Genomic DNA, 23,698 nt, shown 5'->3' on the forward strand with positions numbered 1-23,698 from the left:
GATCGTGGACCGCCCGACGCCCCGGGTCCTGCTCGGCCGCGATCGCGCCCCGCGCCGCGGGGAACTCCCGCCGGTCCGCGGCGCCGCGGACCCCGGGCGGGACGACATGATCTTCGACGTGGTGGCGGGCTCGGTGGTGCACGGGCTGATGGTCGGCTCCGGACCGGTGGACGAGGACTGCTCGTCTCCGACATCGGCGGGCCGGGCAGGCCGGGCCGGCCCGCCCTGCCGCGCTAACCGACCTCGGACTCCACCTCCGCGACGAAGTGGTCGAACTCCCCCGCCCTGACGCCCTTGACGAACGCCTCCCACTTCGCGGCGGTGGTGACGGCCACCACCTCCGGCTGGTCTGTCTCGCGAATGTAGATCATCCCGTCGTCACCGACGGTCGCTTCGAGCGACACGCATTTCCTTCCCTGGAGGGCCGGTTGAGTGCGTATGAGGGTACGAGGGCGGGTGACCGCCGGCTTCAAAGGGCCGACGCCCGAACTCCCGCAGCGGGCGGCCGAGGAACGAGGCCACCCGCACAGGGAGCGAGCAGGAAGACCGGCCAGGAAACCGGCTCAGAACCGCGCCGGCTCGGTGTACGTACCCCACTCCGCCCGCAGCGCGTCGCAGATCTCGCCGAGCGTCGCCTCGGCCCGGACCGCGTCCAGCATCGGGGCGATCGTGTTGGCGCCGTCCCGTACCGCCGTCACCATGGCGCCGAGTGCCGCCCGTACCGCCGCGTCGTCCCGGCGGGCGCGGCGCTCGGCCAGGACGCGGACCTGCTCGCGCTCCACCTCGTGGCTGACCCGCAGGATCTCCAGGTCCCCGGTGACCGAGCCGGTGTTCCGGTTCACCCCGACGACGCCCTTCTCGCCCTTCTCCAGCGCCCGCTGGTACTGGAACGCCGACTCGGCGATCTCCCCGGTGAAATAGCCGTCCTCGATACCGCGCAGGATGCCGGAGGTCATCGGGCCGATCGGGTGCTCCCCGCCGGGCACCGCCCTGGTTCCCAGCTCCCTGATCCGGTCGAAGATCTTCTCCGCGTCCGCCTCGATCCGGTCGGTCAGCGCCTCCACGTACCACGACCCGCCGAGCGGGTCCGCGACGTTGGCGACCCCGGTCTCCTCCATCAGCACCTGCTGGGTGCGCAGCGCGATCTCCGCGGCCTGCTCGCTGGGCAGCGCCAGCGTCTCGTCCAGGGCGTTGGTGTGCAGCGAGTTGGTGCCGCCGAGCACCGCGGACAGCGCCTCCACGGCGGTCCGCACCACGTTGTTGTACGGCTGCTGGGCGGTGAGCGAGACCCCGGCGGTCTGGGTGTGGAAGCGCAGCCACTGCGCCTTGTCGGACGTGGCGCCGTAGGCGTCGCGCATCCAACGGGCCCAGATCCGGCGGGCGGCGCGGAACTTGGCGATCTCCTCGAAGAAGTCCAGGTGCGCGTCGAAGAAGAACGACAGGCCCGGGGCGAAGGTGTCCACGTCCAGGCCGCGGCTGAGACCGAGCTCCACGTAGCCGAAGCCGTCGGCCAGGGTGTACGCCAGCTCCTGCGCGGCGGTCGCGCCCGCCTCGCGGATGTGGTAGCCGGAGACCGACAGCGGCTTGTACGCGGGGATGCGGGCCGCGCAGTGCTCCATCAGGTCGCCGATCAGCCGCAGGTGCGGCTCGGGGGCGAACAGCCACTCCTTCTGGGCGATGTACTCCTTGAAGATGTCGGTCTGCAGGGTGCCGTTGAGGACGGCGGGGTCCACGCCCTGGCGCTCGGCGGCGACCAGGTACATGCAGAAGACCGGGACGGCGGGTCCGGAGATCGTCATCGAGGTGGTGACCTCGCCCAGCGGGATGCCCCGGAACAGCACGTCCATGTCGGCGGCGGAGTCGACGGCGACCCCGCAGTGGCCGACCTCGCCGAGCGAGCGCGGGTCGTCGGAGTCGCGGCCCATCAGAGTCGGCATGTCGAAGGCGACCGACAAGCCGCCGCCGCCCGCGGCCAGGATCATCTTGTACCGCTCGTTGGTCTGCTCGGCGTTCCCGAACCCGGCGAACTGCCGGATCGTCCAGGCCCGGCCGCGGTAGCCGGTCGCGTAGAGCCCCCTGGTGAACGGGTACTCCCCGGGCCATCCGATCCGCTCGAACCCCGGCACGTCGGTGCCGGGCGGTGGCCCGTACACCGGATCGACCGGGTCACCCGACAGCGTGCTGAAGTCGGCCTCCCGCTTCCTCGCGGAGTCGTACCGTGCCTGCCAGCGCTGGCGGCCTGCCTCGATGCCGTGGGCGTCCATACCTTCGAATTTACTAGGACGTCCAAGTAACTGTCGACGGGAAGCGGCCGGCCGGGTGAGTGAGCCCGGTCTCTCAGGCCTCGACGGGCTCGCCCGCGTCGGCGGTGACGACCCTGGGCGCGAGCTCGCGCGTGACGCGGCGCTCCACGAAGATCGCGGCGGTCGGGATCGTGCCGGCCAGCAGCACCCAGGCCATCCGGCCGACCGGCCACTTCGCCTTGGAGCAGAGGTCGAAGGCGAAAACGAGGTACACGACGTAGAGCCAGCCGTGGGCGAAGCCGACGGCGCTGGTGAAGGTGTCCGCGCCGTCGAGGTGCAGCACTCGTTCGGCGATGACCCCGGCACTGAGGGCGATCAGCAGGACGGCTGTCACGTAGGCCATCACCCGGTAGCGGGTCAGCACGCTGGATTTCATGCCAGGCAGCCTAACCGGTGCGTTCCGCCCGCCCTCGTCGGCCCTGACCTCCGGCGCCCGTCCCCGGCCGCGGCCCCCGTACTCGGCCCCCCTACTCAGCCCTCCTCGAAATCCCCGGCCGCTATCCGCAAGGGCCGCAGCAGGGCGAAGATCTCCCCGCACTCCTCGCTGTCGTACGCGCCCAGGCCGAAGTCCATGGCGATCAGGTCGCGGGTGGCGGACTCGACGATCTCGCGGCCCTTGGGGGTGATCGAGGCGAGCGTGCCGCGGCCGTCGTTGGGATTGGGTCGCTTAGCGACCAGGCCGGCCGCGACCAGGCGGTCCACCGTGTTGGTGACGGAGGTGGGGTGCACCATCAGCCGCTCACCGATCTTGGACATCGGCAGTTCGCCGGCCTTGGAGAAGGTGAGCAGCACCAGCGCCTCGTAGCGCGCGAACGTCAGCCCGTACGGCTTCACGACCGCGTCCACCTGACCGAGCAGGATCTGCTGGGCCCGCATGATCGAGGTGATGGCGGCCATCGAGGGCACCTGGCCCCAGTGCCGCGTCCACAGTTCGTCGGCGCGGGCGATCGGGTCGAAGGGCAGGCTCAGGGGCTTTGACACGCGCCTGAGCCTACCCGTCGGTCACATACCGGGCACACGTGTCTCGCCCAGCGGGCGGCGAAGCGCCGCCGAACGGACTCCCGCGGTCGAGCGGCCTCTGGTCCGTCAGGCGGGCGTCGCTCCGTCCGTCAGCCGAGCGCGCTCAGCGCGCGCCACTGGTCCACGGTGAGGTTCCACTCGCCGTACCCGTTGCCCTTGTCGACGGTCGCCCGGGTGGAGCCGTGGGCGATCACCAGGTCACCGCGGGTGGCCCGGTCGAAGAACCACTTGGCGTCCGCGGTGCGCATGCCGACGCAGCCGTGGCTGTTGTTGCGCACGCCCATCAGCGCGTCGTTCCAGGGCGCGGCATGGGTGAAGGTGCCGGACGTGGTGATGTGCACCGCGAACTTCACGTCCTTGTCGTAGAAGTCGGCGGCGTCCTTGTTGGTCGCGATGCCCACCGAGGCCGAGGTCATCCGGATCGTGGACTGCTTGCCGATCACGACCATCTGCCCGTTCCAGGTCGGGAAGTCGGCCCTGCCCCCGGAGATCTTGAAGTCCTTGACAGTGCGGCCGTTCTCGGTGACCCGCATGGTCTTCGCCTTCAGGTCCACGTACGAGATCCGCGCCGTGCCGATGGTGAACGTGTCGTGCACGTCCCGCCGCAGGTAGCGGTTGTTCCCGGTGTCGATGCCGCTGAGCTTGGCGGTCAGCGTGACCTTGGTGCCGGGCTTCCAGTAGGTGTCCGGGCGCCAGTCCACCCGCTGGATGCCGGTCAGCGGGTCGGTGATCCAGCCCCAACTGCCCTGCACGGCCGGGGTGGTGGTGATGCTGAGCGCCTTCTCGACGGCCGCCTTGTTGACGACCGGCTTGTCGAAGGCGAGCGAGACCGGCAGGCCGACGCCGACCACGGCGTTGTTGAGCGGGGTCGGCGTGACGCCGTTGATCCTGGCCGCCGTGACGGTCCGGAAGGTGCTGGTGGTCCGGGTCTGCGTGCCGGACGCGTCGGCGGCGGTCACCCGCACCGTGTACGAGGTGCCGGGCGTCATCGTCCGGTCGGAGGTCCAGGTGTGCTTGGCGGCGTCCAGCACGCCGGTCACCTCGACGGGCCGCACACCGTCGGACGCCGTGCCGTCGGGGGTGACGGTCACGGTGGACAGGGTGCCGTCGGGGACGGTCACCTTCACCGGGGCCGCCGGGTCCACCGCGGTCGCGTCGGCGGCGGGCTCCACGGTGACCCGCGGCCCGGTGGGGGTGGGCGACGCCGACCGGCCGGAACCGCCCTTGCCGGCCTGCGGGTCACCGCCGCCTTTGGTGTCGTGGCCGCCGCACGCGGTGGCGCCCAGCGCCACGGCCAGCAGCACGGCGGGCACGGTGAGCGCCCGCGATCGGGGGAAGCGTATGTGGGACACGGGAGTCATGATCCTTGTCAGCAGCGGTTCGTGGGTCGGCGGCGCCCGAACCGTGGTGTACGACCGGGCCGCGGGTCGCCTTGGCGTCGGGTGACGGGGTCGCCCGCGGTCATCGGCCGCGGGCCTCGCGCAGGTGGGCCGCCACCGGGAGCATCGCGCGGTGGTAGGAGGCGAGGTCAGCCGCGGAGACGAGGTCGATGAAGTGTGTGCGGACGGAGGCCACGTGGCGGGGGGCGACCTGGCGCATGGTGTCCCAGCCGTGGTCGGTGAGGACGGCGTAGAAGCCGCGGCGGTCGGTGTCGCAGTTCTCCCGGCGGACCAGACCCGCCGTTTCCATCCGCGTGATCTGGTGGGAGAGGCGGCTCTTGGACTGGAGGGTGGACTTGGCGAGGTCGCTCATCCGCATGCGGTGGTCGTCCGCCTCGGAGAGGTTCACCAGGATCTCGTAGTCGTTGTTGGTCAGCCCGAAAGGTTGCAGGTCCCGCTCGAGTTGGTACATCAGTAGTCGGCTGACGTCGAGGTGGATGCGCCAGGCGCGCTGCTCGTCCTCGGTGAGCCAGGTGGTGACGGCGTCCGCGGTCTCGGTCTCCATATCCGCAATTCTACCGGCGGTTGAAAGGTTGATCATCGATTGGGTAGTCATGCGGTCACCGTCCGGAACGGGGTTGGGTGGGGCCGGGGAGGGCGGCGCCCGGGACTCCGGGTCCCGCCGCCGCGGGGACGCTACCGGTGTCTGCCGCGTCCATCAGTGTCTCGGTGGACTGCAGCAGCACCTGGCCGGCGCCGACGAACTCGAACTGGTGCTCCTCGCCGGACGCGCCGCCGATACCGGTGAGGCCCCGGATGCCGCCGAGCACGCCGCGCATGTAGCCGTGGTCGTAATGGTGGCAGGGCGAGGGGCAGTCGGCCCAGCCGACCAGCGCCTGCGGGTCGACGCGGATGGGCGGCTCGACGAAGTGGACGGCGCCGTTGGAGGCGGCGACGAACTTCCCGGTGCCGATCAGGGTGAGGAAGCCCGGGATGATCGACTGCTTGAGTGCGAGCCCGGGCTGAAAGGCCAGCAGATTGCCGGAGCGTATGGTGAGGTTGCCGTTGTCGAGGTCGTAGGAGTTGACGTCGTAGGCGCGGTCGGCGAGCAGCATCTTGCCCCGGCCCTGGGCGACCACCCACTGCGCGGCGTGCAGCGGCGAGTGGAAGTTGGCCGCGACCAGCCGGTCGAGCGGGCCGTGGCCGATGGCGTGGAAGTCGATCTGCCCGTAGTAGGCGATCATCTTCCCCTTCTGCAGGAACCACCGGCCGTCCAGGTCCACGCTGAAGGCGTACGGGTTGACGTTGTCGTCCGACGGGAGGGTGACGGGGTCGTGGACCACCGGCCCGCCGTCGTAGGGGTACGGGGAACGGGTCACAACTTCTCCTCCGACGCCTGCACGTACACCGTCCCCTGCCCCGACAGCTCCAGTTGGAACGCCTCGCCCGAACCGCGGCCCACCATCTCGCGCCAGCCGATCGCGGTGGAGAGCCGGTTGCGTACGTCACCGCGGTGGGCGACGTACGCCTGCGGGTCGACGTGGACCGGGCGCCCCGGGGTGATCGGCAGTTCGATGACGCCGCCGTGGGCCATCACCGCCACCGAGCCGTTGCCCTGCAGGGTGGTGGTGAACAGGCCCTGACCGGTGACCTGACCCCGTATCACGCCCATCACACCGCCCTGCGAGCCCATGAACATCGTGCCCTGCCGCAGCGAGCCGTCGAACGCCAGCAGCCGGTCGGCCTCCACGTACAGGGTCTCGCCCCACAGGTCCACGGTGTGGATGTGGTGTCCGCCGTGGCCGAACATCACCGAGCCGTTGCCTTCCACGGTCATCAGCGGGGTCGCCTCGTTGGCCAGCCGTCGGCCGATCATCGACACCACGCCGCCCTGGCCGCCGGTGATGTCGGGCGTGAAGGAGACCTCGCCGCGGTAGGCGAGCATGGCGCCGCGCTGGCTGAACATCCGTTGACCGGGCGCGATCGGCGCTTCGACCATCTTGGAGTTGATCCGGGTGAACGGCATTAGAGCCGGCCCCCGATCGTGGTGCGCTCGCTGGGCTGTACGTACACCAGGCCCTCGCCCTCGAAACGGATCTGGAAGCTCTCGCCGGAGCCCTCGCCCATCAGGGTGCGCCAGCCGATGCCGGTCTGGAGCTGCTGTCGGAGGTTGCCGGTGTGGGCGATGTACGCGCCCGGGTCGACGGTCAGCGGGGCCGCGGCGGAGACCCGCAGGACGATCGCGGGCCCGTCGGACATGATCGCGGCCTGCCCGTGGCCCTCGACGGTGGTGGTGAACAGGCCGTTGCCCTGCGAGGCGCCGCGCAGGCCGGTGAAGGTGGTGCCGGTGCGCAGGCCGGCGTCGGTGGCCAGCAGGTTGCTCGCCTCGACGAAGAGCTTCTCGCCGGTCAGCCGGACGAGGTTGATCTCGGTGGCGCGGTCGGCGAAGTAGCAGGTGCCGCGGCCCTTCACCTCCATGACGGCCATCGCCTCGCCGGTGACGCGGCGGGTGACCAGTCCGCGCAGGCCCTCGCCGCCGCCGGTCATCTTCCTGAACGTCATCTCACCGTCATAGGCGACCATCGCGCCGTTCTTCGCCTTGACGGCGTCGCCGTCGAGGTCCACGGCGAGCACACGGGAGCCCTGGAGCCGGAAGTTCGCCATCGGTCAGCCGATGGTCGCGGTCGGCCGACGCCGTACCGGCAGCGGTTCCGGTTTCTCCCCGGCCGCCTCCTCGACCTCCACGAGCGAGGCGCTGCGCCGCTCGGCCTCGAACGCCTCCCGGCCGCCGCGCAGGCCGAAGAGCCGCTTGGAGAGCAGGATGTACAGGACGGCGAGGATGTTGAGGACCAGGGTGCCGATCTTGAGGTAGCTGATCTTCTCGGTGAGCTCGTAGACCTCGACGGGCAGGAAGGCGGCGGTCGCCACCACCGTCAGGTACTCCGCCCAGCGCTTGGCCCGCCACAGGCCGAAGCCCTCGATGATCTCGATCGCCGCGTAGCCGAGCAGGCCCACGGCCACCAGGTGCAGGGTGGACCTCTTGTAGTCGAAGGTCTTGCGGATCGTGTCGACGATCGGCGAGTGGTCGAGGTCGTAGTGCCAGTGGTCGGCGACCGGCTCGAAGGCGGTCAGGTCCGCCTCGAAGAGCTCGCGCACCGCGTTCTGGGAGTTGCTGAACCTCCACACCGCATAGGCGGCGACCACGATGAGCAGGCCGCGCGCGATCCGCTCGACCCCGAGGAAGCGGAGGACGAACAGGTCGCGCAGCGCCCGGCCGCGCGGCACCCCGGGGGCGCGGTCGGCCGGGCCGGAGCCGTGCGGTTCGCCGAGCGCGAAGTCGCCGCAGCGCAGGCAGCGCCAGACGGTGCCGACCGCGGTGGTCGCGTGCAGCTTCTCGCGCAGGCGCGGCTCGTCGGGCGCGTAGGTGATGTGGCCCTTGCGGGAACAGCGCCGCCGGTCCCAGTCGATGCTCATCGGTGTCGGTCCCCGTGGGTGGTCGGTCAGGGTGTACGTGGAAGGGGACGCTACCTCCCGGCGGGCGGTTGCCGACCCCCGGGGCGGACCATCGATACGCTCCGGTGATAATGGACATGTGCCTTGTGATCACTTTCACAAGTGTGCGTCCCGCGGCCGTCCCGCGGCCGCCCCCGTCGACAGTGAGGTTCCCGTGGACCTGAAGACCGCCACCGCCCTGCGCAGGCTGCGGCTGATCTCCGCTCCGGAAGCGGTGTCGTTCCTGCTCCTGCTGATCTGCTCGGTGCTCAAGCGCACCACCGACTTCAACGCGGTGCCCGTGATGGGCGCGGTCCACGGCGTGCTCTTCATCCTCTACGTCGTCTTCTGGGCCGACGCCTGGAACCGCACCCGCTGGCCGCTGGGCCGCGCCGCCCTCTACCTGGTGCTCTCCGCCCTGCCGGCCGGCGGCTTCTTCGCCGAGCGCCGGCTGCGGCGGGAGTCCGAGGAGAGCGTCGCCGCCGCCCGTACCGCCGCCGGACGGCAGGACGCGGACCCGGTGAACGCGGCATGATCGTCGCCTTCTCGGTCACTCCGCTGGGCGTCGGCGAGGACGTCGGGGAGTACGTGGCGGACGCCGTACGGGTGGTCCGCGCGTCCGGGCTGCCGAACCGTACCGACGCGATGTTCACCTCCGTCGAGGGCGAGTGGGACGAGGTGATGGACGTGGTGCGGCGGGCCGTCGCCGCCGTCGAGGAGCGGGCGCCGCGGGTCTCGCTGGTCCTCAAGGCCGACATCCGGCCGGGCGTCACGGGCGGGCTCACCTCGAAGGTGGAGACGGTCGAGCGGTTCCTCGGAGGGCTGACGCCCGAGCTCGCGGAGCGGGCGGCCGAGGAACGAGGCCACCCGCGAAGCGAGTGAGCAGGAAGACCCGCCCCCGTGACCGCGCGCCGTGGCGCCTCGCGCCGTAGCGCCGGGAGTACGGTCGCGCCGGGCGTTCCCACGCCCCCTGGACGGCTGTGTTGACCGTCAGCCCGTTCTGCCCGGCGGTGCGGTGCAGCCGGGCCGACAGTCCGGCGGGAGTTCGGTGCGCACCATGGCGGTGGAGCGGGCGCGGTGGGTGCCGGACGGCTGCCTCAGGGCCCCGCCGCCCCGCGTCCGCTACATCAGCCCGCCCGTCGCCACCGCGATCCCCAGCGGCGTCCGCTCGTACAGCACCTGGTGGCCGTATCGCCGCGCGGCGAGCAGGCCGGCGTCCCGCAGCACGGACAGGTGTGCGGAGACGGAGGACATGGCCATGGCGTGCCGGTGGGCGAGGGCCGTGGTGGTGCTGGGGGACTCCAGGCCGGTGAGGATCGCGGCGCGGTTGGCGCCGAGCAGCCGGACCAGCGCCGTCGAGGCGGCCGGGCCGCTCTCGGCCCACAGGCCGCCGATGCCGCGGGCCGGATAGATCACGGTGGGCTGCCACGGCGGGTCGAAGGCGCTCCCCGCCTCCGGCCAGAAGAAGACGCTGGGCACCAGCACCAGACCCTGCCCGCCGGGCTCCGGCAGCTGGTCCGAGTGCCCCACCGCGGTGAGCGCCCCCTCGGACCAACTGAGCTTCGGGTGCAGGGCGGTGAACAGCCGCTGCATCCCGCCGTCGGCCAACCTCCGCGCGTGGTACGCCACGTCCGCCTCCAGCACCGCGCGCAGCCGCGGCCAGTGCGGGGCGAGCAGCGCCGACCACACATGCTCGTACAAACCGGCCAGCTGCCGTACGGTTCCGGCCGGATCGAAGAGCATCGCCCGGCCGCGCCGGGTGTCGGCCGCACCCGGGGTCTGCGCGAGGGCCGAGGCGATCTGGCGGCGCGCCTCCTCGACCGGCGTGGCCCGTACCGCGGTCAGCTCCTCCTCCAGGGTGGCCAGCGGCGCTTCGGGCAGCGGGTGGAGGAAGTCGGGACCGTAGCCGTTCTCCGGGACGAGCAGCCGCAGCGGCGCCAGATCGAGCCCGGCCGCGACCGGGCGCACCTGCCGGAGCCACGGCAGGTGGTAGCCGTGGCGGTCGGGCCGGGACAGCGTACGGATCGCCCCCTGGGTCTCCCGCAACGGTGAAATCGCGAACCGGCAGCGCAACAGGTCCTCGGCGGCAAACCGCATACGAAACGACATCACGCCCCCCAAGATTCGGCTGAGTCCGAAAGACTACGACGGGTGGTGCCCCTGCCACCAGTGTGATGTCATGACAACGGACAGCGAGCACCCCCCACGTGGTGGAAACACGCCATCGCCGGCCGGATCAGACGACGCTCCCACCACCCCGCGGAGCAGCGAAAGCGTCCCCACCGGGTATGGCGCCGTGTTCTCGGTCCGTGAGTTCCGCCCGATTTTCGCCGCTCATGTCCTGTCCATACTCGGCAGCGTCTTCGCCGAGGTCGCGCTGGCCGTGCTGGTCTTCCGCCAGACCGGTTCCGCGCTGCTGACCTCGCTGATCTTCGCGCTCACCTTCCTGCCGTACGCGCTCAGCGGCGTCCTGCTGTCCGGGATCTCCGACCGCTACCCCGCACGCCGGGTGCTGGTCGCCTGCGACCTGCTGTCCGCGGCGTGCGTGGCGGTGATGGCCGTTCCCGGCACCCCGCTCGCGGTGCTCTTCGTGCTGCGGATCACGGTGTCGATGCTCTCGCCGCTGTTCACCGGCACCCGGGCGGCCAGCCTCGCCGACATCCTGGACGGGGACCTCTACATCCTCGGCCGTTCCCTGGTGCGGATCGTCAGCCAGACCTCGCAGATCGTCGGGTTCGGCATCGGCGGCCTGGTGCTGGTGTGGCTCTCCCCGCGCGGCGCACTGTGCGTGACGACCGGAACGTTTCTGCTGTCCGCGCTGCTGCTGCGGTTCGGCACCGTGGACCGGCCTGCCCGCCGGTCCGGCACCGGCGCGCTGATGCGCGAGTCGATCGCCTCGGCCGGGGAGCTCCTGGCCCACCCGCGCATCCGCGCGCTGTTGCTGATGTGGTGGGTGCCGCCGACGTTCTTCGCGGTCGCCGAGGGCGTGGCCGTGCCGTTCGCGGACGCGGCGGGCGCCGGCACGCTCGGCTTCGGCGTCTTCCTGGCCGCGATGCCGGTGGGCACGGTCGCCAGCGAGGTGCTGGCCGGCACGCTGCTCGGCCCTGCCGCCCGCGACCGGATCGCCGTCCCGCTGGCCGCGGTCTCCCTGCTTCCGATGGCCGCGTTCGCGATGCGCCCGCCGCTGCCGGTGGCGATCGTCCTGCTGCTGTGCACCGGCCTGTGCGCGGCCTACGCGCTCGGCATGGACAAGTGGTTCGTCGACGAGGTGCCCGAGGACAAGCGCGGCCAGGCCATGTCCCTCATGGGCGCCGGCATCATGACCCTCCAGGGCATGGGCATGGCCACCGGCGGCGCCGTCGCCGAACTCGCCCCACCGTACGTGGTGATCTGCGGCGGCGGGATGGTGGGCACCGTGAGCGTGCTCGGCGTCCTGCGCTCGGTGCGCAGGACGCGGACGGGAGTGATGAGCCCGGCGTGAGGAGCCCGGCGTGAGGAGCACCGGCACCGGCAGGCGCGGGCCGGGGTCCAGCGACGCGCCGGACAGGCGTGCGGAGTGACCTGCCCGGCACTAGCCGCCGGTCAGCCCGGCGACGAGTTCGTCGGCCGCCGCGTACGGGTCGAGGACGCCGTCGGCGACGCGCTGGGCGAGGGCGGTGAGGTGCTGGTCGCCGTGGAGGTCGCCGATCCGGGCGCGCAGCGCGGCGAGGGCGATGTTCTCGATCTCGCCGGCCGCCCGGTCGCGGCGGCGTTCGGCGAGGACGCCGCGTTCCTCCATCCAGGCGCGGTGCTTGTCGAGGGCCTCCACCACCTCGTCGATGCCCTCGCCGCGGGCGGCGACGGTCCTGACGATGGGGGGCCGCCAGTCGCCGGGGCCACGGGTCTCACCGAGGCCCAGCATGTGGTTGAGCTCGCGGGCGGTGGCGTCGGCACCGTCGCGGTCGGCCTTGTTGACGACGTAGACGTCGCCGATTTCGAGGATGCCCGCCTTGGCGGCCTGGATGCCGTCGCCCATACCGGGGGCGAGCAGCACGACGGAGGTGTCGGCCTGGGCGGCGATCTCGACCTCGGACTGGCCGACGCCGACCGTCTCCACCAGGATCACCTCGCAGCCGGCCGCGTCCAGCACCCGGATCGCCTGGGGGGCGGCCCAGGCCAGGCCCCCGAGGTGGCCGCGGGTGGCCATGGAGCGGATGTAGACGCCGGGGTCCGAGGCGTGCTCGGACATCCGGACCCGGTCACCGAGCAGGGCGCCGCCGGAGAACGGCGAGGAGGGGTCGACGGCCAGCACGCCGACCCGGCGGCCCGCCTTGCGGTAGGCGGTGACCAGGGCGGAGGTGGAGGTGGACTTGCCGACGCCGGGCGAGCCGGTGAGGCCGACCACGTACGCGCCGCCGGTCAGCGGCGCCAGCGCGGCCATCACCTCGCGCAGGTGCGGGGACGCCCCCTCCACGAGCGAGATCAGCCGGGCCACGGCCCGCGGCCTGCCCTCGCGTGCCTGCTCGACCAAGGTGGGGACGTCCACCAGTACCTCCTGTTGTGGCTCGGTTCGCCTTCGGGCGGTCACCCGATGTGGGGGTCCCCCCGGGCGACGTCAGGGGGAGGCCGACCGTACTCGCCCTCTCCCTGCCGTCGCCCGGGGACCTCCAACACTCACCGCGCCCGCTCTCCCTTTCGGCACCGGCGCGCCCGGTGGCTCACCCGCCCGTGGTCGCCGTCGTGCCGGGCACCCGGATGATCAGGGCGTCGCCCTGACCGCCGCCGCCGCACAGGGCCGCCGCGCCGGTGCCGCCGCCCCGCCGCTTCAGCTCGAGCGCCAGGTGCAGCACGATACGGGCTCCGGACATGCCGATGGGGTGGCCCAGCGCGATCGCGCCGCCGTTCACGTTCACCTTTTCAGGGGTCACGCCGAGGTCTTTCATGGACTGGACGGCGACCGCGGCGAACGCCTCGTTGATCTCGATGAGGTCGAGGTCGGCGACGGTGAGGCCGTCCTTGGTCAGCGCATGGTTGATCGCGTTGGACGGCTGGGACTGCAGGGAGTTGTCCGGGCCCGCGACATTGCCGTGGGCCCCGATCTCGGCGAGCCAGTCCAGCCCCAGTTCCTCGGCCTTGGCCTTGCTCATCACGACCACCGCGGCGGCGCCGTCGGAGATCTGCGAGGAGGTGCCGGCGGTGATCGTGCCGTCCTTGGTGAAGGCCGGGCGCAGCCGGGCCAGGGACTCGGCGGTGGTCTCCGGGCGGATGCCCTCGTCGTGGGCGAAGAACACCGGGTCGCCCTTGCGCTGAATGATCTCCACCGGCGCGATCTCGGCGTCGAACAGGCCGTTCTTCTGGGCGGCGGCGGCCCGCTGGTGGGACAGCGCGCCGAACTCGTCCTGCGGGCCGCGCTCGATGCCGAGCCGGGTGTTGTGGTGCTCGGTGGACTCGCCCATCGCGATGTTCTCGAAGGCGTCGGTGAGGCCGTCGTACGCCATCGCGTCCAGCATCTCGATCGCGCCGTACTTGTAGCCCTCCCGGGACTTGGGGAGCAGGTGGGGTGCGTTGGTCATGGACTCCTGGCCGCCGGCCACCACGATGTCGAACTCGCCGGCCCGGATGAGCTGGTCGGCCAGCGCGATGGCGTCGAGACCGGACAGGCACACCTTGTTGACGGTGAGCGCGGGGACGGACATCGGGATGCCGGCCTTGACGGCGGCCTGGCGGGCGGGGATCTGGCCGGCGCCGGCCTGGAGGACCTGGCCCATGATCACGTACTGCACCTGGTCGCCGCCGATGCCGGCCCGGTCGAGTGCGGCCTTGATCGCGACCCCGCCGAGATCCGACGCGGAGAAGCCGCGCAGGCTGCCGAGCAGTCGGCCCATCGGGGTGCGGGCACCCGCGACAATGACGGACATATGTGCCTTACTGGTCATGGTGCGGCCCCTTTTCGGCTTTGAAGAGAGGAGGAGTTAACGAGGGTTAGCATCAAATGTATGCCGGGTTGCCACCGGGTCACCCTGCGTACCGTGTGATGGCCCGCACGTTGCGTGACGACACGTCATACGATGCACTGTGTCCATGCTGACGCGAATCGACCATATCGGGATCGCATGCTTCGACCTCGACACGACTGTTGACTTTTACCGTTCCACATACGGCTTCGAGGTGCTCCACAGCGAGGTCAACGAGGAACAGGGCGTCCGCGAGGCCATGCTCAAGATCAACGAGACCTCGGACGGCGGCGCCTCCTACCTCCAGCTCCTCGAACCGACCCGGGAGGACTCCGCGGTCGGCAAGTGGCTGGCCAAGAACGGCGAGGGCGTCCACCACATCGCCTTCGGCACCGCCGATGTGGACGCGGACTCCTCGGCCATCCGGGGCAAGGGCGTACGGGTGCTGTACGACGAGCCGCGCCGCGGCTCGATGGAGTCCCGGATCACGTTCCTGCACCCCAAGGACTGCCACGGCGTGCTCACCGAACTGGTCACCTCGGCGAAGGACAAGGCCGGGGGAAAGCCCGTTCGGGACCACGAGGACCACTGACCCGACCCCGTTCTGCCCGGTAGAGTGACCGGGCCGACCGGGGTGGGCGGCCAGGGCGCTCCTGGGTACGCTCCCGCTCCGCGACGTTGATCTGACACCATTCTTCGTATAGCTCTGTCTGAAACGGAGTGACGGGGAATCTCACCCGGTTGGCGGGTGAGGACGCCAGGAGACGGATGGGACCGCGGAGTGCGGGGCAACGACAGCTACCGGGCTAATGACAGCTACCGGGCTGACGACCACCTCTCCCTGCTCGAAGCCGAGATGGAACGGCTGAGGACCGAGCGGGGCAAGGCCGTCGACCATGCCGACGACCTCGGTTACCAGGTCGAGGTGCTGCGCGCCAAACTGCACGAGGCGCGGCGCAACCTGGCGTCCCGTCCCGCCTACGACAACATCGGCCACCAGGCCGACCAGCTTCTGCGCAACGCCCAGATCCAGGCCGACCAGCTCCGCGCCGACGCCGAGCGCGAACTGCGCGAGGCCCGCGCCCAGACCCAGCGGCTGCTCCAGGAGCAGGCCGAGCACCAGGCCAGGTTCGAGGCCGAGTGGCACGCCGAGGCGGTCGCCCGGCGCCGGCAGCTCGACGAGGAACTGGCCGAGCGCCGCGCCAACGTCGAGACGCACGTCAGCGAGAACGTGGCCTGGGCCGAGCAGTTGCGGGCCCGCACCGAGTCGCAGGCCCGCCGGCTGATGGAGGAGACCCGCGCGGAGTCCGAGGCGGCACTGACCGCCGCCCGCGCCGAGGCGACCCGGGTCGCCGAGCAGACCGGCCAGCGGCTGACCGCCGAGGCCCAGGCGGCCCGCGCCGAGGCCGAGCAACTGCTGCGCCGGGCCCGCACCGACGCCGAGCGGCTGCTGACCGCCGCGTCCACCCAGGCGCAGGACGCCACCAGCGAGGCCGAGCAGTTGCGGACCGCCACCCGCAGTGAGTCCGACGAGGCCCGGGCGCGCGCCGCCGAGCTGTCCCGGCTGGCCGAGGAGCGGCTGCGGGAGGCCGACGAGGCGCTGCGCACCGCCCGCGCGGAGGCCGAGCGGCTGCGTGAGGAGGCCGCGGCGGGCGCCGCCAAGCGGCTGGCGCTCACCGAGACCGAGAACGAGCAGCGCACCCGTACCGCCCGCGCCGAGATCGCCCGGATGGTCGCCGAGGCCAACCGGGAGGCCGAGGCGGCCAAGGCGGAGGCCGAGCAGACCGTCGCGGACGCCCGCGCGGAGGCCGAGCGGATCCGCGTCGAGGCGACCGAGGCGGCCCGGGCGGCGGCTTCGGAGGACGCGGCGGCGCAGCTCGCGCAGGCTGCCAGAGCCGCCGAGGAGATCCTCACCAAGGCGTCCGAGGACGCCCGCTCCACCACCAAGGCCGCCGCCGACGAGGCCGAGCGGATCCGCCGCGAGGCCGACACGGAGGCCGACCGGCTGCGCACCGAGGCCGAGGCGTCCGCGCAGGAGCTGCGGGGCGCCGCGCAGGACGACACCGAGGAGTACCGGGCCAGGACCGTCGAGCTCCAGGAGGAGGCCCGGCGGCTGCGCGGCGAGGCCGAGCAGTTGCGGGCCGACGCGGTGGCCGAGGGCGAGCGGATCCGCGGTGAGGCGCGGCGCGAGGCCGTACAGCAGATCGAGGAGGCCGCGCGCAAGGCCGAGGAGCTGCTGGCCAAGGCGAACGCCGACGGCGACGAGGTGCGGCAGGGCGCCGCGACCGAGGCCGACCGGATGCGGTCCGAGTCGGTGGAGCGGACCTCGGCGCTGAACACCAAGGCCGAGGAGGCACTGCTCAAGGCACGCACCGAGGCCGAGGAGCTGCGGGCCGAGGCGGAGCGGCAGGCAGCCGCCGTCCAGGAGGAGGCCGACCGGGCCGCGCGCGAGCAGCGCGAGGAGGCCGAGACGGCCGTGGCCCGGATGCGGTCCGAGGCCCACACCGAGCTGCTGCGGCTGCGCGACGAGGCCGAGGCCCGGGTCACCACGGCCGAGCAGCGGCTGCGCGAGGCCACCGACGAGGCCGAACGGATTCGCGGCGCGGCCGCCGAGGAGGCCGAACGGCTGCGGCAGGAGACCGCCGAGCGGATCCGTACCCTCCAGGATCAGGCCGAGGCCGAGGCGGTACGGCTGCGCGACGAGGCCGCGGCGGACGCGGCGCAGACCCGCGCGGAGGCCGAGGCCGTCGCTGTACGGCTCCAGGCGGAGGCCGCGGCCGAGGCCGAGCAGCGGCGCGCCGAGGCGCAGGAGACCGCCGACCGGCTGCGCGCCGAGGCGGCTGCGGCGGCGGACCGGGCCGGCGTGGAGGCCGCCGAGGCGCTGGCCGCCGCGCAGGAGGAGGCGGTACGGCGCCGGCGCGCGGCCGAGGAGCTGGTGGAGGCGGCCCGCGGTGACGCCGAGCAGGAGCGCGCCCAGGCCCGCCGGGAGAGCGAGGAACTGCTGGCCGCCGCCCGCAAGCGGGTGGAGGACGCGGCGGCGGAGGCGGACCGGCTGTCCGCCGAGGCCGAGCAGCGGGTTGCCGAGATGGTGGCGGCGGCCGAGCACACCGCCCAGCAGGTACGGGACGCGGTCGCCGGACTGCGGCAGGAGGCCGAGGAGGAGATCGCCGGACTGCGGTCGGCCGCCGAGCACGCGGCCCACCGGCTGCGGACCGAGGCACAGGGCGAGGCCGACCGGCTGCACGCGGACGCCAACTCCGCGCTGGAGCGGGCCTCCGAGGACGCGGCACGCGTCCGCCGGGAGAGCCAGGAGGAGGCCGCGGCGGCCCGCGCGCTCGCCGACCGTACGGTCAACGAGGCGATCGAGGAGGCCGACCGGCTGCGCGTCGAGGCCCGCGAGGACGCCAACCGGATGCGTACCGACGCGGCGGGCCAGGCCGACCAGCTGATCGGCAAGGCACGCGAGGAGGCCGAACGGCTCGGGCTGCTGGCCAAGCAGGCGCTGGACGGCGCGGAGCGGGAGGCCGAGGCGGCCCGCGCCCAGGCGCAGCGGATGTTCGACGAGGCCCGCGAGGCGGCCAACAAGCGGCGCAGCGAGGCCGCGGAGCAGGCCGACGAGCTGATCGGCAAGGCGCGGGCCGAGGCGCTGAAGACCCAGTCGGCCGCCGAGGACCAGGCCGACGCCATGGTCGGCGGGGCCCGCGGCGAGGCCGAACGGATCGTCAGCGAGGCCGCCTCGGACGGCAACAGTCTGGTGGAGCGGGCGCGTACCGACGCCGATACGCTGCTGGGTGAGGCCCGTCGGGACGCCACCGCGATCCGGGAGCGTTCCGAAGAGCTGCGCCGGCGTGTCGAGTCCGAGGTGGAGGCGCTGCACCAGCGGGCCCGCAAGGAGGCCGCGGAGGCGATGAAGTCGGTCGGCGAGCGCGTCGACAAACTGGTGGCCGCCGCGACCGGGCAGCTCGCCGAGGCGGAGGCGAAGGCCGCGGAGATCAAGTCCACGGCGACCTCGGAGGCGAGCAAGGTACGGATCGCCGCCGTCAGGAAGGTCGAGGGCCTGCTCAAGGAAGCCGAACAGAAGAAGGCCGAGGCCGAGCGCGAGGCGGAACGGGTCAAGGGGGAGGCACGGGCCGAGGCCGAGCGCGTCGTGGCCGAAGGCAGACGGGAGTTGGAGACGCTGGTACGCCGCAGGGAAGACATCAACGCGGAGATCTCCCGTGTCCAGGACGTACTGGAAGCACTGGAGTCGTTCGAAGCGCCGAGCAGCGGCGGTACAAAGAGCACCGTCGCCGCTGGTGCGGGCGCGGGCGCCACTCGAACAGGTGGCAAGCGCATCGACGACGCTCCACTCGATTGAGCGGACATTCTCCACAGCTAATGCCCAATGGCTCGGTGACACGCCGTCCGGGCCTCTAGGATTCCCCCTATCACCTCACCGGTCTGAATCGACAGGAACCTCATGAGCGACACTTCCTCCCCCTTCGGCTTCGAGCTCGTGCGGCGCGGATACGACCGCGGACAGGTGGACGACCGCATCACCAAGCTCGTCGCCGACCGTGACAGCGCGCTGACCAGGATCACCGCCCTGGAGAAGCGCATCGAGGAACTGCACCTCGAAACCCAGAACGCCCAGTCCCAGGTGAACGACTCGGAACCGTCCTACGCGGGTCTGGGCGCGCGCGTGGAGAAGATCCTCCGCCTCGCCGAGGAAGAGGCGAAGGATCTGCGTGAGGAGGCCCGCCGCGCCGCCGAGCAGCACCGCGAGCTGGCCGAGTCGGCCGCCGCCCAGGTGCGCAGCGACGCGGAGAACTACGCCGCGGACCGCAAGGCGAAGGCCGAGGACGAGGGCGTGCGGATCGTCGACAAGGCGAAGGGCGACGCCACCCAGCTCCGCGCGGACGCGCAGAAGGACGCGCAGGCCAAGCGGGAGGAGGCCGACGCGCTCTTCGAGGAGACCCGTGCCAAGGCCGCCCAGGCCGCCGCGGACTTCGAGACCAACCTGGCCAAGCGCCGCGAGCAGTCCGAGCGGGACCTGGCGTCCCGGCAGGCCAAGGCGGAGAAGCGGCTGGCGGAGATCGAGCACCGCGCCGAGCAGCTCCGCCTGGAGGCCGAGAAGCTGCGTACCGACGCCGAGCGCCGCGCCCGCCAGACGGTGGAGACCGCGCAGCGCCAGTCCGAGGACATCGTCGCGGACGCGAACGCCAAGGCCGACCGGATCCGCAGCGAGTCCGAGCGCGAGCTGGCGGCGCTCACCAACCGCCGCGACAGCATCAACGCGCAGCTCACCAACGTCCGCGAGATGCTGGCCACGCTGACCGGCGCCGCGGTGGCCGCGGCCGGCTCCCCGGCCGACGACGAGCCGATCTCGCGCGGGGTGCCGGCACAGCAGTCCCGCTGAGCCGCGCGTTCCCCGGCAGCGTCCCCGTCGGGTTTCTCCGTCGGTTTCTCCGTCGGGTTTTTCCGGAACCCCCGCCTTTCCTCGGGCGGGGGTTCCGTCGTGTCTTGCTAGCCTCGGCCACATGATTGAGTTGCAGGGGCTCACCAAGCGATACGGGGACAAGACCGCTGTCGACCGTCTGACCTTCACCGTGCGCCCCGGCGTGGTGACCGGTTTCCTCGGGCCGAACGGCGCGGGCAAGTCCACGACGATGCGCATGCTGCTCGGCCTGGACACCCCCACCAGCGGCGACGTACGGATCGACGGCAAGCACTACGCGCAGCTCAGCGAGCCGCTGAAGTACATCGGCGCGCTGCTGGACGCCAAGGCGATCCACGGCGGGCGCACCGCGTACCACCACCTGCTGTGCCTGGCCCAGGCCAATCGCATCTCCCGCCACCGGGTGGGCGAGGTGCTGGAGACCGTGGGCCTGAGCGCGGTGGCCAGGAAGCGGTCGAAGAACTTCTCGCTCGGCATGGGCCAGCGGCTCGGCATCGCGGGCGCGCTGCTCGGCGACCCCGAGATCCTGATGTTCGACGAACCGGTGAACGGCCTGGACCCCGAGGGCATCCACTGGATCCGCAACCTGATGAAGAGCCTGGCCGCGCAGGGCCGTACCGTCTTCGTCTCCAGCCACCTGATGAGCGAGATGGCGCTCACCGCCGAGCACCTGATCGTCATCGGCCGGGGCCGGCTGCTCGCCGACACCTCTATGGCCGACTTCATCGCCCAGAACTCGCGCTCCTGTGTACGGATCCGCACCCCGCAGATCGAGCAGTTCAAGGACGTACTGACCGCGGCCGGGCACACCCCGGTGCAGAACGGCGACGGTTCGCTGGAGATCCAGGGCGACGACGCGGCCGTCCTCGGCGAACTCGCCGCGCAGCACCAGGTCGTACTGCACGAACTCAGCCAGCAGCGCGCGTCGTTGGAGGAAGCGTTCATGCAGCTCACCGCGGAGTCGGTGGAGTACCACGCGGGTGAGGCGGTGACCGCGGGGCCGCCCGGACCCGGCGCGCCGCAGCCGGTGCCGCCGGGCGCGTACGGACAGCCGGACCCCCAGGAACAGCCGCAGTGGGGCGCCCAGTGGCGCGCCCCCCGTTCAGGAAAGGGGCGCTGACATGGCCTCCCCCACCGCCGTCCTCCAGTCGGAGTGGACGAAGATCCGGTCGGTGCGCTCCACGATCTGGACGCTGGCGCTGGCCTTCCTGGTGACCACGGCGCTCGGCGCGGTGATCTGCCTGGTCTTCAACAACACCTTCGACAGCCTGTCCACCGCGGACAAGCTGACCTTCGACCCGACCAACACCAGCTTCTTCGGCATGACCCTCGGCCAGCTCGCGCTGATCGTCTTCGGTGTGCTGGTGATCTCCAGCGAGTACAGCACCGGCATGATCCGCACCTCACTGGCCGCGGTCCCGCAGCGCGGCGCCTTCTACTTCTCCAAGATCGCGGTGGCCGGCGCGCTCGCCCTGGCGGTCTCCATGGTGACCAGCTTCCTCACGTTCTTCCTGGGCCAGTCGCTGCTCGGTTCGCACAAGGCGCACATCGGCGACCCGGGCGTCGCGCGCGCCGTGTTCGGCGCCGGCCTCTACATGACCCTGCTGGTCCTGTTCTGCGTGGGCGCCGCCGCGATGCTGCGCAGCCCGATGCTGGGGCTGGGCATCCTGATGCCGTTCTTCTTCCTGGTCTCCCCCATCCTCTCCGCCGTCCCCAAGGTCGATTCCGTCGCCCGCTACTTCCCCGACCAGGCCGGCCGGAAGATCATGCAGGTCGTCCCCACCTCCGGCGAGCACACCGCCTACGGTCCCTGGGGCGGCATCGCCATCATGGCCGTGTGGGTCGCCGCGGCCCTGGTCGGCGGGTACGCGGTACTGAAGAACCGCGACGCCTGAAGCGACGTCTGAAGCGCCACGTGACGCCAGGCCTGAAGCGACACGGAAGCCACGCCTGCAGCCACGCGTGAGCGGTCCGGAAAAAGTGGCGGGTGCAGGGAACCGGGCCTGACCCGTTACGCTTCCTCCTCCACGGGGCGTGTGCCCCCGTGGCACGCAAGGGGCGGAGCATGATCCAGGCAGTCGGCCTGACCAAGCAGTACGGTGCGAAGACGGCCGTGTACGACCTGTCGTTCCAGGTGCGGCCAGGCACCGTGACCGGCTTTCTCGGGCCCAACGGGTCGGGCAAGTCCACGACGATGCGGATGATCCTGGGCCTGGACGCGCCGACGGCCGGACAGGTGACGATCGGCGGGCTGCCGTACCGCCAACTCCCCAACGCGCCGCGGCGGGTGGGCGCGCTGCTGGACGCCAAGGCGGTGCACGGCGGGCGCAGCGCGCGACAGCATTTGCTGTGCCTGGCGCAGTTGTCCGGCATCCCGGCCCGCCGGGTGGACGAGGTCCTGAGCGTGGTCGGCCTCCAGGACGTGGCCGGGCGCCGCTCCAAGGGCTTCTCGCTCGGCATGGGCCAGCGGTTGGGCATCGCGGGCGCGCTGCTCGGCGACCCCGAGGTGCTGCTCTTCGACGAACCGGTCAACGGCCTGGACCCCGAGGGCATCCACTGGGTGCGCACCCTGATGCGCAAGCTGGCCGCGGAAGGCCGTACGGTCTTCGTCTCCAGCCACCTGATGAGTGAGATGGCGCTCACCGCCGACCACCTGATCGTCATCGGCCGCGGCCGGCTCCTCGCCGACATGAGCGTGAAGGACTTCATCGCGCGCCATTCCACCGGGTACGCGCTGGTGCGCACGCCGGACGACGCCGGGCAGCGTGAGAAGCTCGGCAAGGCGCTGACCGGCGCGGGCGCGAGCGTACAGCACGAGCAGGACGGCGCGCTGCGGGTCACCGGGCTGGAACTGCCCAGGATCAGCGACATCGCGTTCGACACCGAGGTGCGGCTGTGGGAACTCTCCCCGCACCAGGCGTCGCTGGAGGAGGCGTACATGCGGCTCACCAGCGGGGCGGTGGACTACCGCTCCACGCAGGACGCGCGGCAGGGGTTGCAGCAGCAGGCCTACGGGGTGCAGGGGGCGTACGGGCCGGGGTACGCGGTGGGCGGGCCGGGTGGTGCGCCGGGCATGCCGGGTCACGGTGGCCCGCAGGCCGGCTGGGGGTGGCCGCAGCAGCAACCGCCGGTGCCGCAGCAGCAGTTCGGGCCGCCGCAGCCCTACGTTCCGGCGCCGGCCGGTCCCGTACCGACCGCCGCAGCACCCGCACACCCGGCCGGTCCCGTCCCGACCGCACCCGCACCCGCACCCGCACCCAGCCTCACCAAGTCCGACAGCGAGGACGCCCGATGACCGCCCCCGCCCCCGCGCCGTACGGCTACCAGCAGCCGCAGTTCGCCTCTCGACTGCCGGTGGAGCAGACCCGCCTCAGCCACGCGCTGCGCTCCGAGTGGACCAAGATCCGGACCGTGCGATCCACGATGTGGACGCTCGGCGTCATGCTCGTGCTGGTCGTCGGGATCAACCTGCTGGTCGTCGTGCCGCTCTCGAACAGCGGCGAAACGGACGTGCCGGTGCTCGCGCCGGGCCTGTTCGGACTGATGCTGGGCCAGTTGGCGATCATCACGCTCGGTGTGCTGGTGATCACCTCGGAGTACGGCACCGGCATGATCCGTACCACCTTCACCGCGTGCCCGCAGCGCGGCCGGGTGCTCACCGCCAAGGCGATCGTCTTCTTCTGCCTGTCGTTCGTCACCACCACCGTGGCGTGCACGATCACCGCGCTGGTCAGCTGGAGCACGGTGGGCGGCAAGTCCGTCCCGACCGACTACCGCGACCACCCCGGCGTGGTCGTCAAGGACGGCGTCACCAGCGCCGGCGGCTCGGAATGGCTCGGTGCCACGGTCGGCGTCGGCCTCTACGTCGCCCTCCTCGGCCTGCTCGCGCTCGCCGTCGGCACGCTGCTGCGGCACTCGGCCGGCGCGATCACCACCATGCTCGGCGTGGTGCTGCTGCCGATCATCGTGGCGATCTTCCTCCCCGGCAGTCTCCAGTCCACCCGCGACGCCCTGGTCAAGTACTCCTCCCCCAACGCCCTCGCCTCCCTCTACCGCATCCCCATGATCGGCGGCGACGACCAGAACGGCGTCGTCCAACTCGTCATCCTCGCCTGCGTCAGCGCGGCCGCCCTC

Annotated in this window: 23 protein-coding genes; 10 read left to right on the forward strand and 13 right to left on the reverse strand. The window is 71.9% G+C overall.

Annotation, left to right across the window (positions count from 1 at the left end):
* Positions 1–233: 233 nt before the first annotated feature.
* The 10 genes from VIW71_RS02285 to VIW71_RS02330 all read right to left on the reverse strand — a co-directional run bounded on the left by VIW71_RS02285 (position 234) and on the right by VIW71_RS02330 (position 8,176).
* Positions 234–404, reverse strand: a complete 171-nt coding sequence (locus tag VIW71_RS02285; protein WP_331620151.1) for a DUF397 domain-containing protein — start codon at positions 402–404, stop codon at positions 234–236.
* Positions 405–563: 159 nt separating this feature from the next.
* Positions 564–2,264: an acyl-CoA mutase large subunit family protein gene (locus tag VIW71_RS02290; protein ID WP_331620152.1), complete on the reverse strand. Its 1,701-nt coding sequence runs from the start codon at positions 2,262–2,264 to the stop codon at positions 564–566.
* Positions 2,265–2,337: 73 nt separating this feature from the next.
* Entirely contained in the window at positions 2,338–2,679 is a 342-nt protein-coding gene (locus VIW71_RS02295) for a DUF3817 domain-containing protein (protein WP_331620154.1), read from the reverse strand.
* Between the two features lie 95 nt (positions 2,680–2,774).
* Positions 2,775–3,284 (reverse strand): MarR family winged helix-turn-helix transcriptional regulator, encoded by a 510-nt coding sequence (locus tag VIW71_RS02300; protein WP_331620155.1) that lies wholly within the window; start codon positions 3,282–3,284, stop codon positions 2,775–2,777.
* A gap of 128 nt (positions 3,285–3,412) precedes the next feature.
* Positions 3,413–4,675 (reverse strand): L,D-transpeptidase, encoded by a 1,263-nt coding sequence (locus VIW71_RS02305; protein ID WP_331620156.1) that lies wholly within the window; start codon positions 4,673–4,675, stop codon positions 3,413–3,415.
* A 109-nt stretch (positions 4,676–4,784) separates the two neighbouring features.
* The gene (locus tag VIW71_RS02310) at positions 4,785–5,267 is read right to left on the reverse strand and encodes a MarR family winged helix-turn-helix transcriptional regulator (RefSeq protein ID WP_331620157.1); all 483 of its coding nucleotides are present in this window, start codon (positions 5,265–5,267) and stop codon (positions 4,785–4,787) included.
* A 55-nt stretch (positions 5,268–5,322) separates the two neighbouring features.
* A complete protein-coding gene (locus tag VIW71_RS02315; protein WP_331620158.1) occupies positions 5,323–6,081 on the reverse strand; it encodes an AIM24 family protein in 759 nt (252 codons plus the stop codon).
* Complete coding sequence (locus VIW71_RS02320; RefSeq protein WP_331620159.1) at positions 6,078–6,728, reverse strand: AIM24 family protein; 651 nt, start codon at positions 6,726–6,728, stop codon at positions 6,078–6,080. The genes VIW71_RS02315 and VIW71_RS02320 overlap by 4 nt, the downstream gene beginning before the upstream one ends.
* Entirely contained in the window at positions 6,728–7,366 is a 639-nt protein-coding gene (locus VIW71_RS02325) for an AIM24 family protein (protein WP_331620160.1), read from the reverse strand. The genes VIW71_RS02320 and VIW71_RS02325 overlap by 1 nt, the downstream gene beginning before the upstream one ends.
* 3 nt (positions 7,367–7,369) lie before the next feature.
* Positions 7,370–8,176 (reverse strand): DUF2127 domain-containing protein, encoded by an 807-nt coding sequence (locus tag VIW71_RS02330; RefSeq protein ID WP_331620162.1) that lies wholly within the window; start codon positions 8,174–8,176, stop codon positions 7,370–7,372.
* Positions 8,177–8,369: 193 nt separating this feature from the next.
* Here VIW71_RS02330 and VIW71_RS02335 point away from each other — a divergent pair, with 193 nt between their 5' ends.
* Together VIW71_RS02335 and VIW71_RS02340 are read left to right on the forward strand one after the other, a co-directional pair.
* Complete coding sequence (locus tag VIW71_RS02335) at positions 8,370–8,729, forward strand: DUF3817 domain-containing protein (RefSeq protein ID WP_331620164.1); 360 nt, start codon at positions 8,370–8,372, stop codon at positions 8,727–8,729.
* Complete coding sequence (locus VIW71_RS02340) at positions 8,726–9,076, forward strand: MTH1187 family thiamine-binding protein (RefSeq protein WP_331620166.1); 351 nt, start codon at positions 8,726–8,728, stop codon at positions 9,074–9,076. The genes VIW71_RS02335 and VIW71_RS02340 overlap by 4 nt, the downstream gene beginning before the upstream one ends.
* Positions 9,077–9,316: 240 nt before the next feature.
* Here the strand turns inward: VIW71_RS02340 and VIW71_RS02345 are convergent, their stop codons facing one another.
* On the reverse strand, positions 9,317–10,303 hold the full coding sequence (locus VIW71_RS02345; RefSeq protein WP_331620167.1) for an ArsR/SmtB family transcription factor: 987 nt from the start codon (positions 10,301–10,303) through the stop codon (positions 9,317–9,319).
* Between the two features lie 187 nt (positions 10,304–10,490).
* Here VIW71_RS02345 and VIW71_RS02350 point away from each other — a divergent pair, with 187 nt between their 5' ends.
* Positions 10,491–11,675, forward strand: coding sequence for an MFS transporter (locus VIW71_RS02350; protein ID WP_331620168.1), 1,185 nt, complete (start codon positions 10,491–10,493; stop codon positions 11,673–11,675).
* A 90-nt stretch (positions 11,676–11,765) separates the two neighbouring features.
* On the opposite strand, the gene meaB is transcribed toward VIW71_RS02350, so the two are convergent.
* Together meaB and VIW71_RS02360 are read right to left on the reverse strand one after the other, a co-directional pair.
* The gene (gene meaB / locus VIW71_RS02355) at positions 11,766–12,722 is read right to left on the reverse strand and encodes a methylmalonyl Co-A mutase-associated GTPase MeaB (protein WP_331620179.1); all 957 of its coding nucleotides are present in this window, start codon (positions 12,720–12,722) and stop codon (positions 11,766–11,768) included.
* Positions 12,723–12,891: 169 nt separating this feature from the next.
* A complete protein-coding gene (locus VIW71_RS02360; RefSeq protein ID WP_331620169.1) occupies positions 12,892–14,109 on the reverse strand; it encodes an acetyl-CoA C-acetyltransferase in 1,218 nt (405 codons plus the stop codon).
* Positions 14,110–14,254: 145 nt separating this feature from the next.
* Here VIW71_RS02360 and mce point away from each other — a divergent pair, with 145 nt between their 5' ends.
* The 7 genes from mce to VIW71_RS02395 form a co-directional block, all read left to right on the forward strand.
* On the forward strand, positions 14,255–14,719 hold the full coding sequence (gene mce / locus VIW71_RS02365; RefSeq protein ID WP_331620170.1) for a methylmalonyl-CoA epimerase: 465 nt from the start codon (positions 14,255–14,257) through the stop codon (positions 14,717–14,719).
* A gap of 189 nt (positions 14,720–14,908) precedes the next feature.
* The gene (gene scy, locus VIW71_RS02370; RefSeq protein WP_331620171.1) at positions 14,909–18,484 is read left to right on the forward strand and encodes a polarized growth protein Scy; all 3,576 of its coding nucleotides are present in this window, start codon (positions 14,909–14,911) and stop codon (positions 18,482–18,484) included.
* A 102-nt stretch (positions 18,485–18,586) separates the two neighbouring features.
* Entirely contained in the window at positions 18,587–19,525 is a 939-nt protein-coding gene (locus tag VIW71_RS02375; RefSeq protein WP_331620172.1) for a cellulose-binding protein, read from the forward strand.
* 121 nt (positions 19,526–19,646) lie between these two features.
* A complete protein-coding gene (locus VIW71_RS02380; protein ID WP_331620174.1) occupies positions 19,647–20,684 on the forward strand; it encodes an ATP-binding cassette domain-containing protein in 1,038 nt (345 codons plus the stop codon).
* Position 20,685: 1 nt separating this feature from the next.
* The gene (locus tag VIW71_RS02385) at positions 20,686–21,459 is read left to right on the forward strand and encodes an ABC transporter permease (RefSeq protein WP_331620175.1); all 774 of its coding nucleotides are present in this window, start codon (positions 20,686–20,688) and stop codon (positions 21,457–21,459) included.
* 170 nt (positions 21,460–21,629) lie between these two features.
* Positions 21,630–22,859, forward strand: coding sequence for an ABC transporter ATP-binding protein (locus tag VIW71_RS02390; protein WP_331620177.1), 1,230 nt, complete (start codon positions 21,630–21,632; stop codon positions 22,857–22,859).
* On the forward strand, positions 22,856–23,698 hold an 843-nt coding region (locus VIW71_RS02395), incomplete at its 3' end, for an ABC transporter permease (protein ID WP_331620178.1). The genes VIW71_RS02390 and VIW71_RS02395, both read left to right, overlap by 4 nt.

The sequence above is a fragment of the Streptomyces sp. genome, from assembly GCF_036524955.1.
Lineage (GTDB): Bacteria > Actinomycetota > Actinomycetes > Streptomycetales > Streptomycetaceae > Actinacidiphila.

Excerpts from the sequence above, each read along its gene's own strand:
- VIW71_RS02290 (WP_331620152.1), bottom strand. The coding sequence starts at position 2,264 with ATGGACGCCCACGGCATCGAGGCAGGCCGCCAGCGCTGGCAGGCACGG.
- VIW71_RS02295 (WP_331620154.1), bottom strand. The coding sequence starts at position 2,679 with ATGAAATCCAGCGTGCTGACCCGCTACCGGGTGATGGCCTACGTGACA.
- VIW71_RS02310 (WP_331620157.1), bottom strand. The coding sequence starts at position 5,267 with ATGGAGACCGAGACCGCGGACGCCGTCACCACCTGGCTCACCGAGGAC.
- VIW71_RS02320 (WP_331620159.1), bottom strand. The coding sequence starts at position 6,728 with ATGCCGTTCACCCGGATCAACTCCAAGATGGTCGAAGCGCCGATCGCG.
- VIW71_RS02325 (WP_331620160.1), bottom strand. The coding sequence starts at position 7,366 with ATGGCGAACTTCCGGCTCCAGGGCTCCCGTGTGCTCGCCGTGGACCTC.
- VIW71_RS02330 (WP_331620162.1), bottom strand. The coding sequence starts at position 8,176 with ATGAGCATCGACTGGGACCGGCGGCGCTGTTCCCGCAAGGGCCACATC.
- VIW71_RS02340 (WP_331620166.1), top strand. The coding sequence starts at position 8,726 with ATGATCGTCGCCTTCTCGGTCACTCCGCTGGGCGTCGGCGAGGACGTC.
- VIW71_RS02345 (WP_331620167.1), bottom strand. The coding sequence starts at position 10,303 with ATGTCGTTTCGTATGCGGTTTGCCGCCGAGGACCTGTTGCGCTGCCGG.
- VIW71_RS02360 (WP_331620169.1), bottom strand. The coding sequence starts at position 14,109 with ATGACCAGTAAGGCACATATGTCCGTCATTGTCGCGGGTGCCCGCACC.
- mce (WP_331620170.1), top strand. The coding sequence starts at position 14,255 with ATGCTGACGCGAATCGACCATATCGGGATCGCATGCTTCGACCTCGAC.
- VIW71_RS02375 (WP_331620172.1), top strand. The coding sequence starts at position 18,587 with ATGAGCGACACTTCCTCCCCCTTCGGCTTCGAGCTCGTGCGGCGCGGA.
- VIW71_RS02380 (WP_331620174.1), top strand. The coding sequence starts at position 19,647 with ATGATTGAGTTGCAGGGGCTCACCAAGCGATACGGGGACAAGACCGCT.
- VIW71_RS02385 (WP_331620175.1), top strand. The coding sequence starts at position 20,686 with ATGGCCTCCCCCACCGCCGTCCTCCAGTCGGAGTGGACGAAGATCCGG.
- VIW71_RS02390 (WP_331620177.1), top strand. The coding sequence starts at position 21,630 with ATGATCCAGGCAGTCGGCCTGACCAAGCAGTACGGTGCGAAGACGGCC.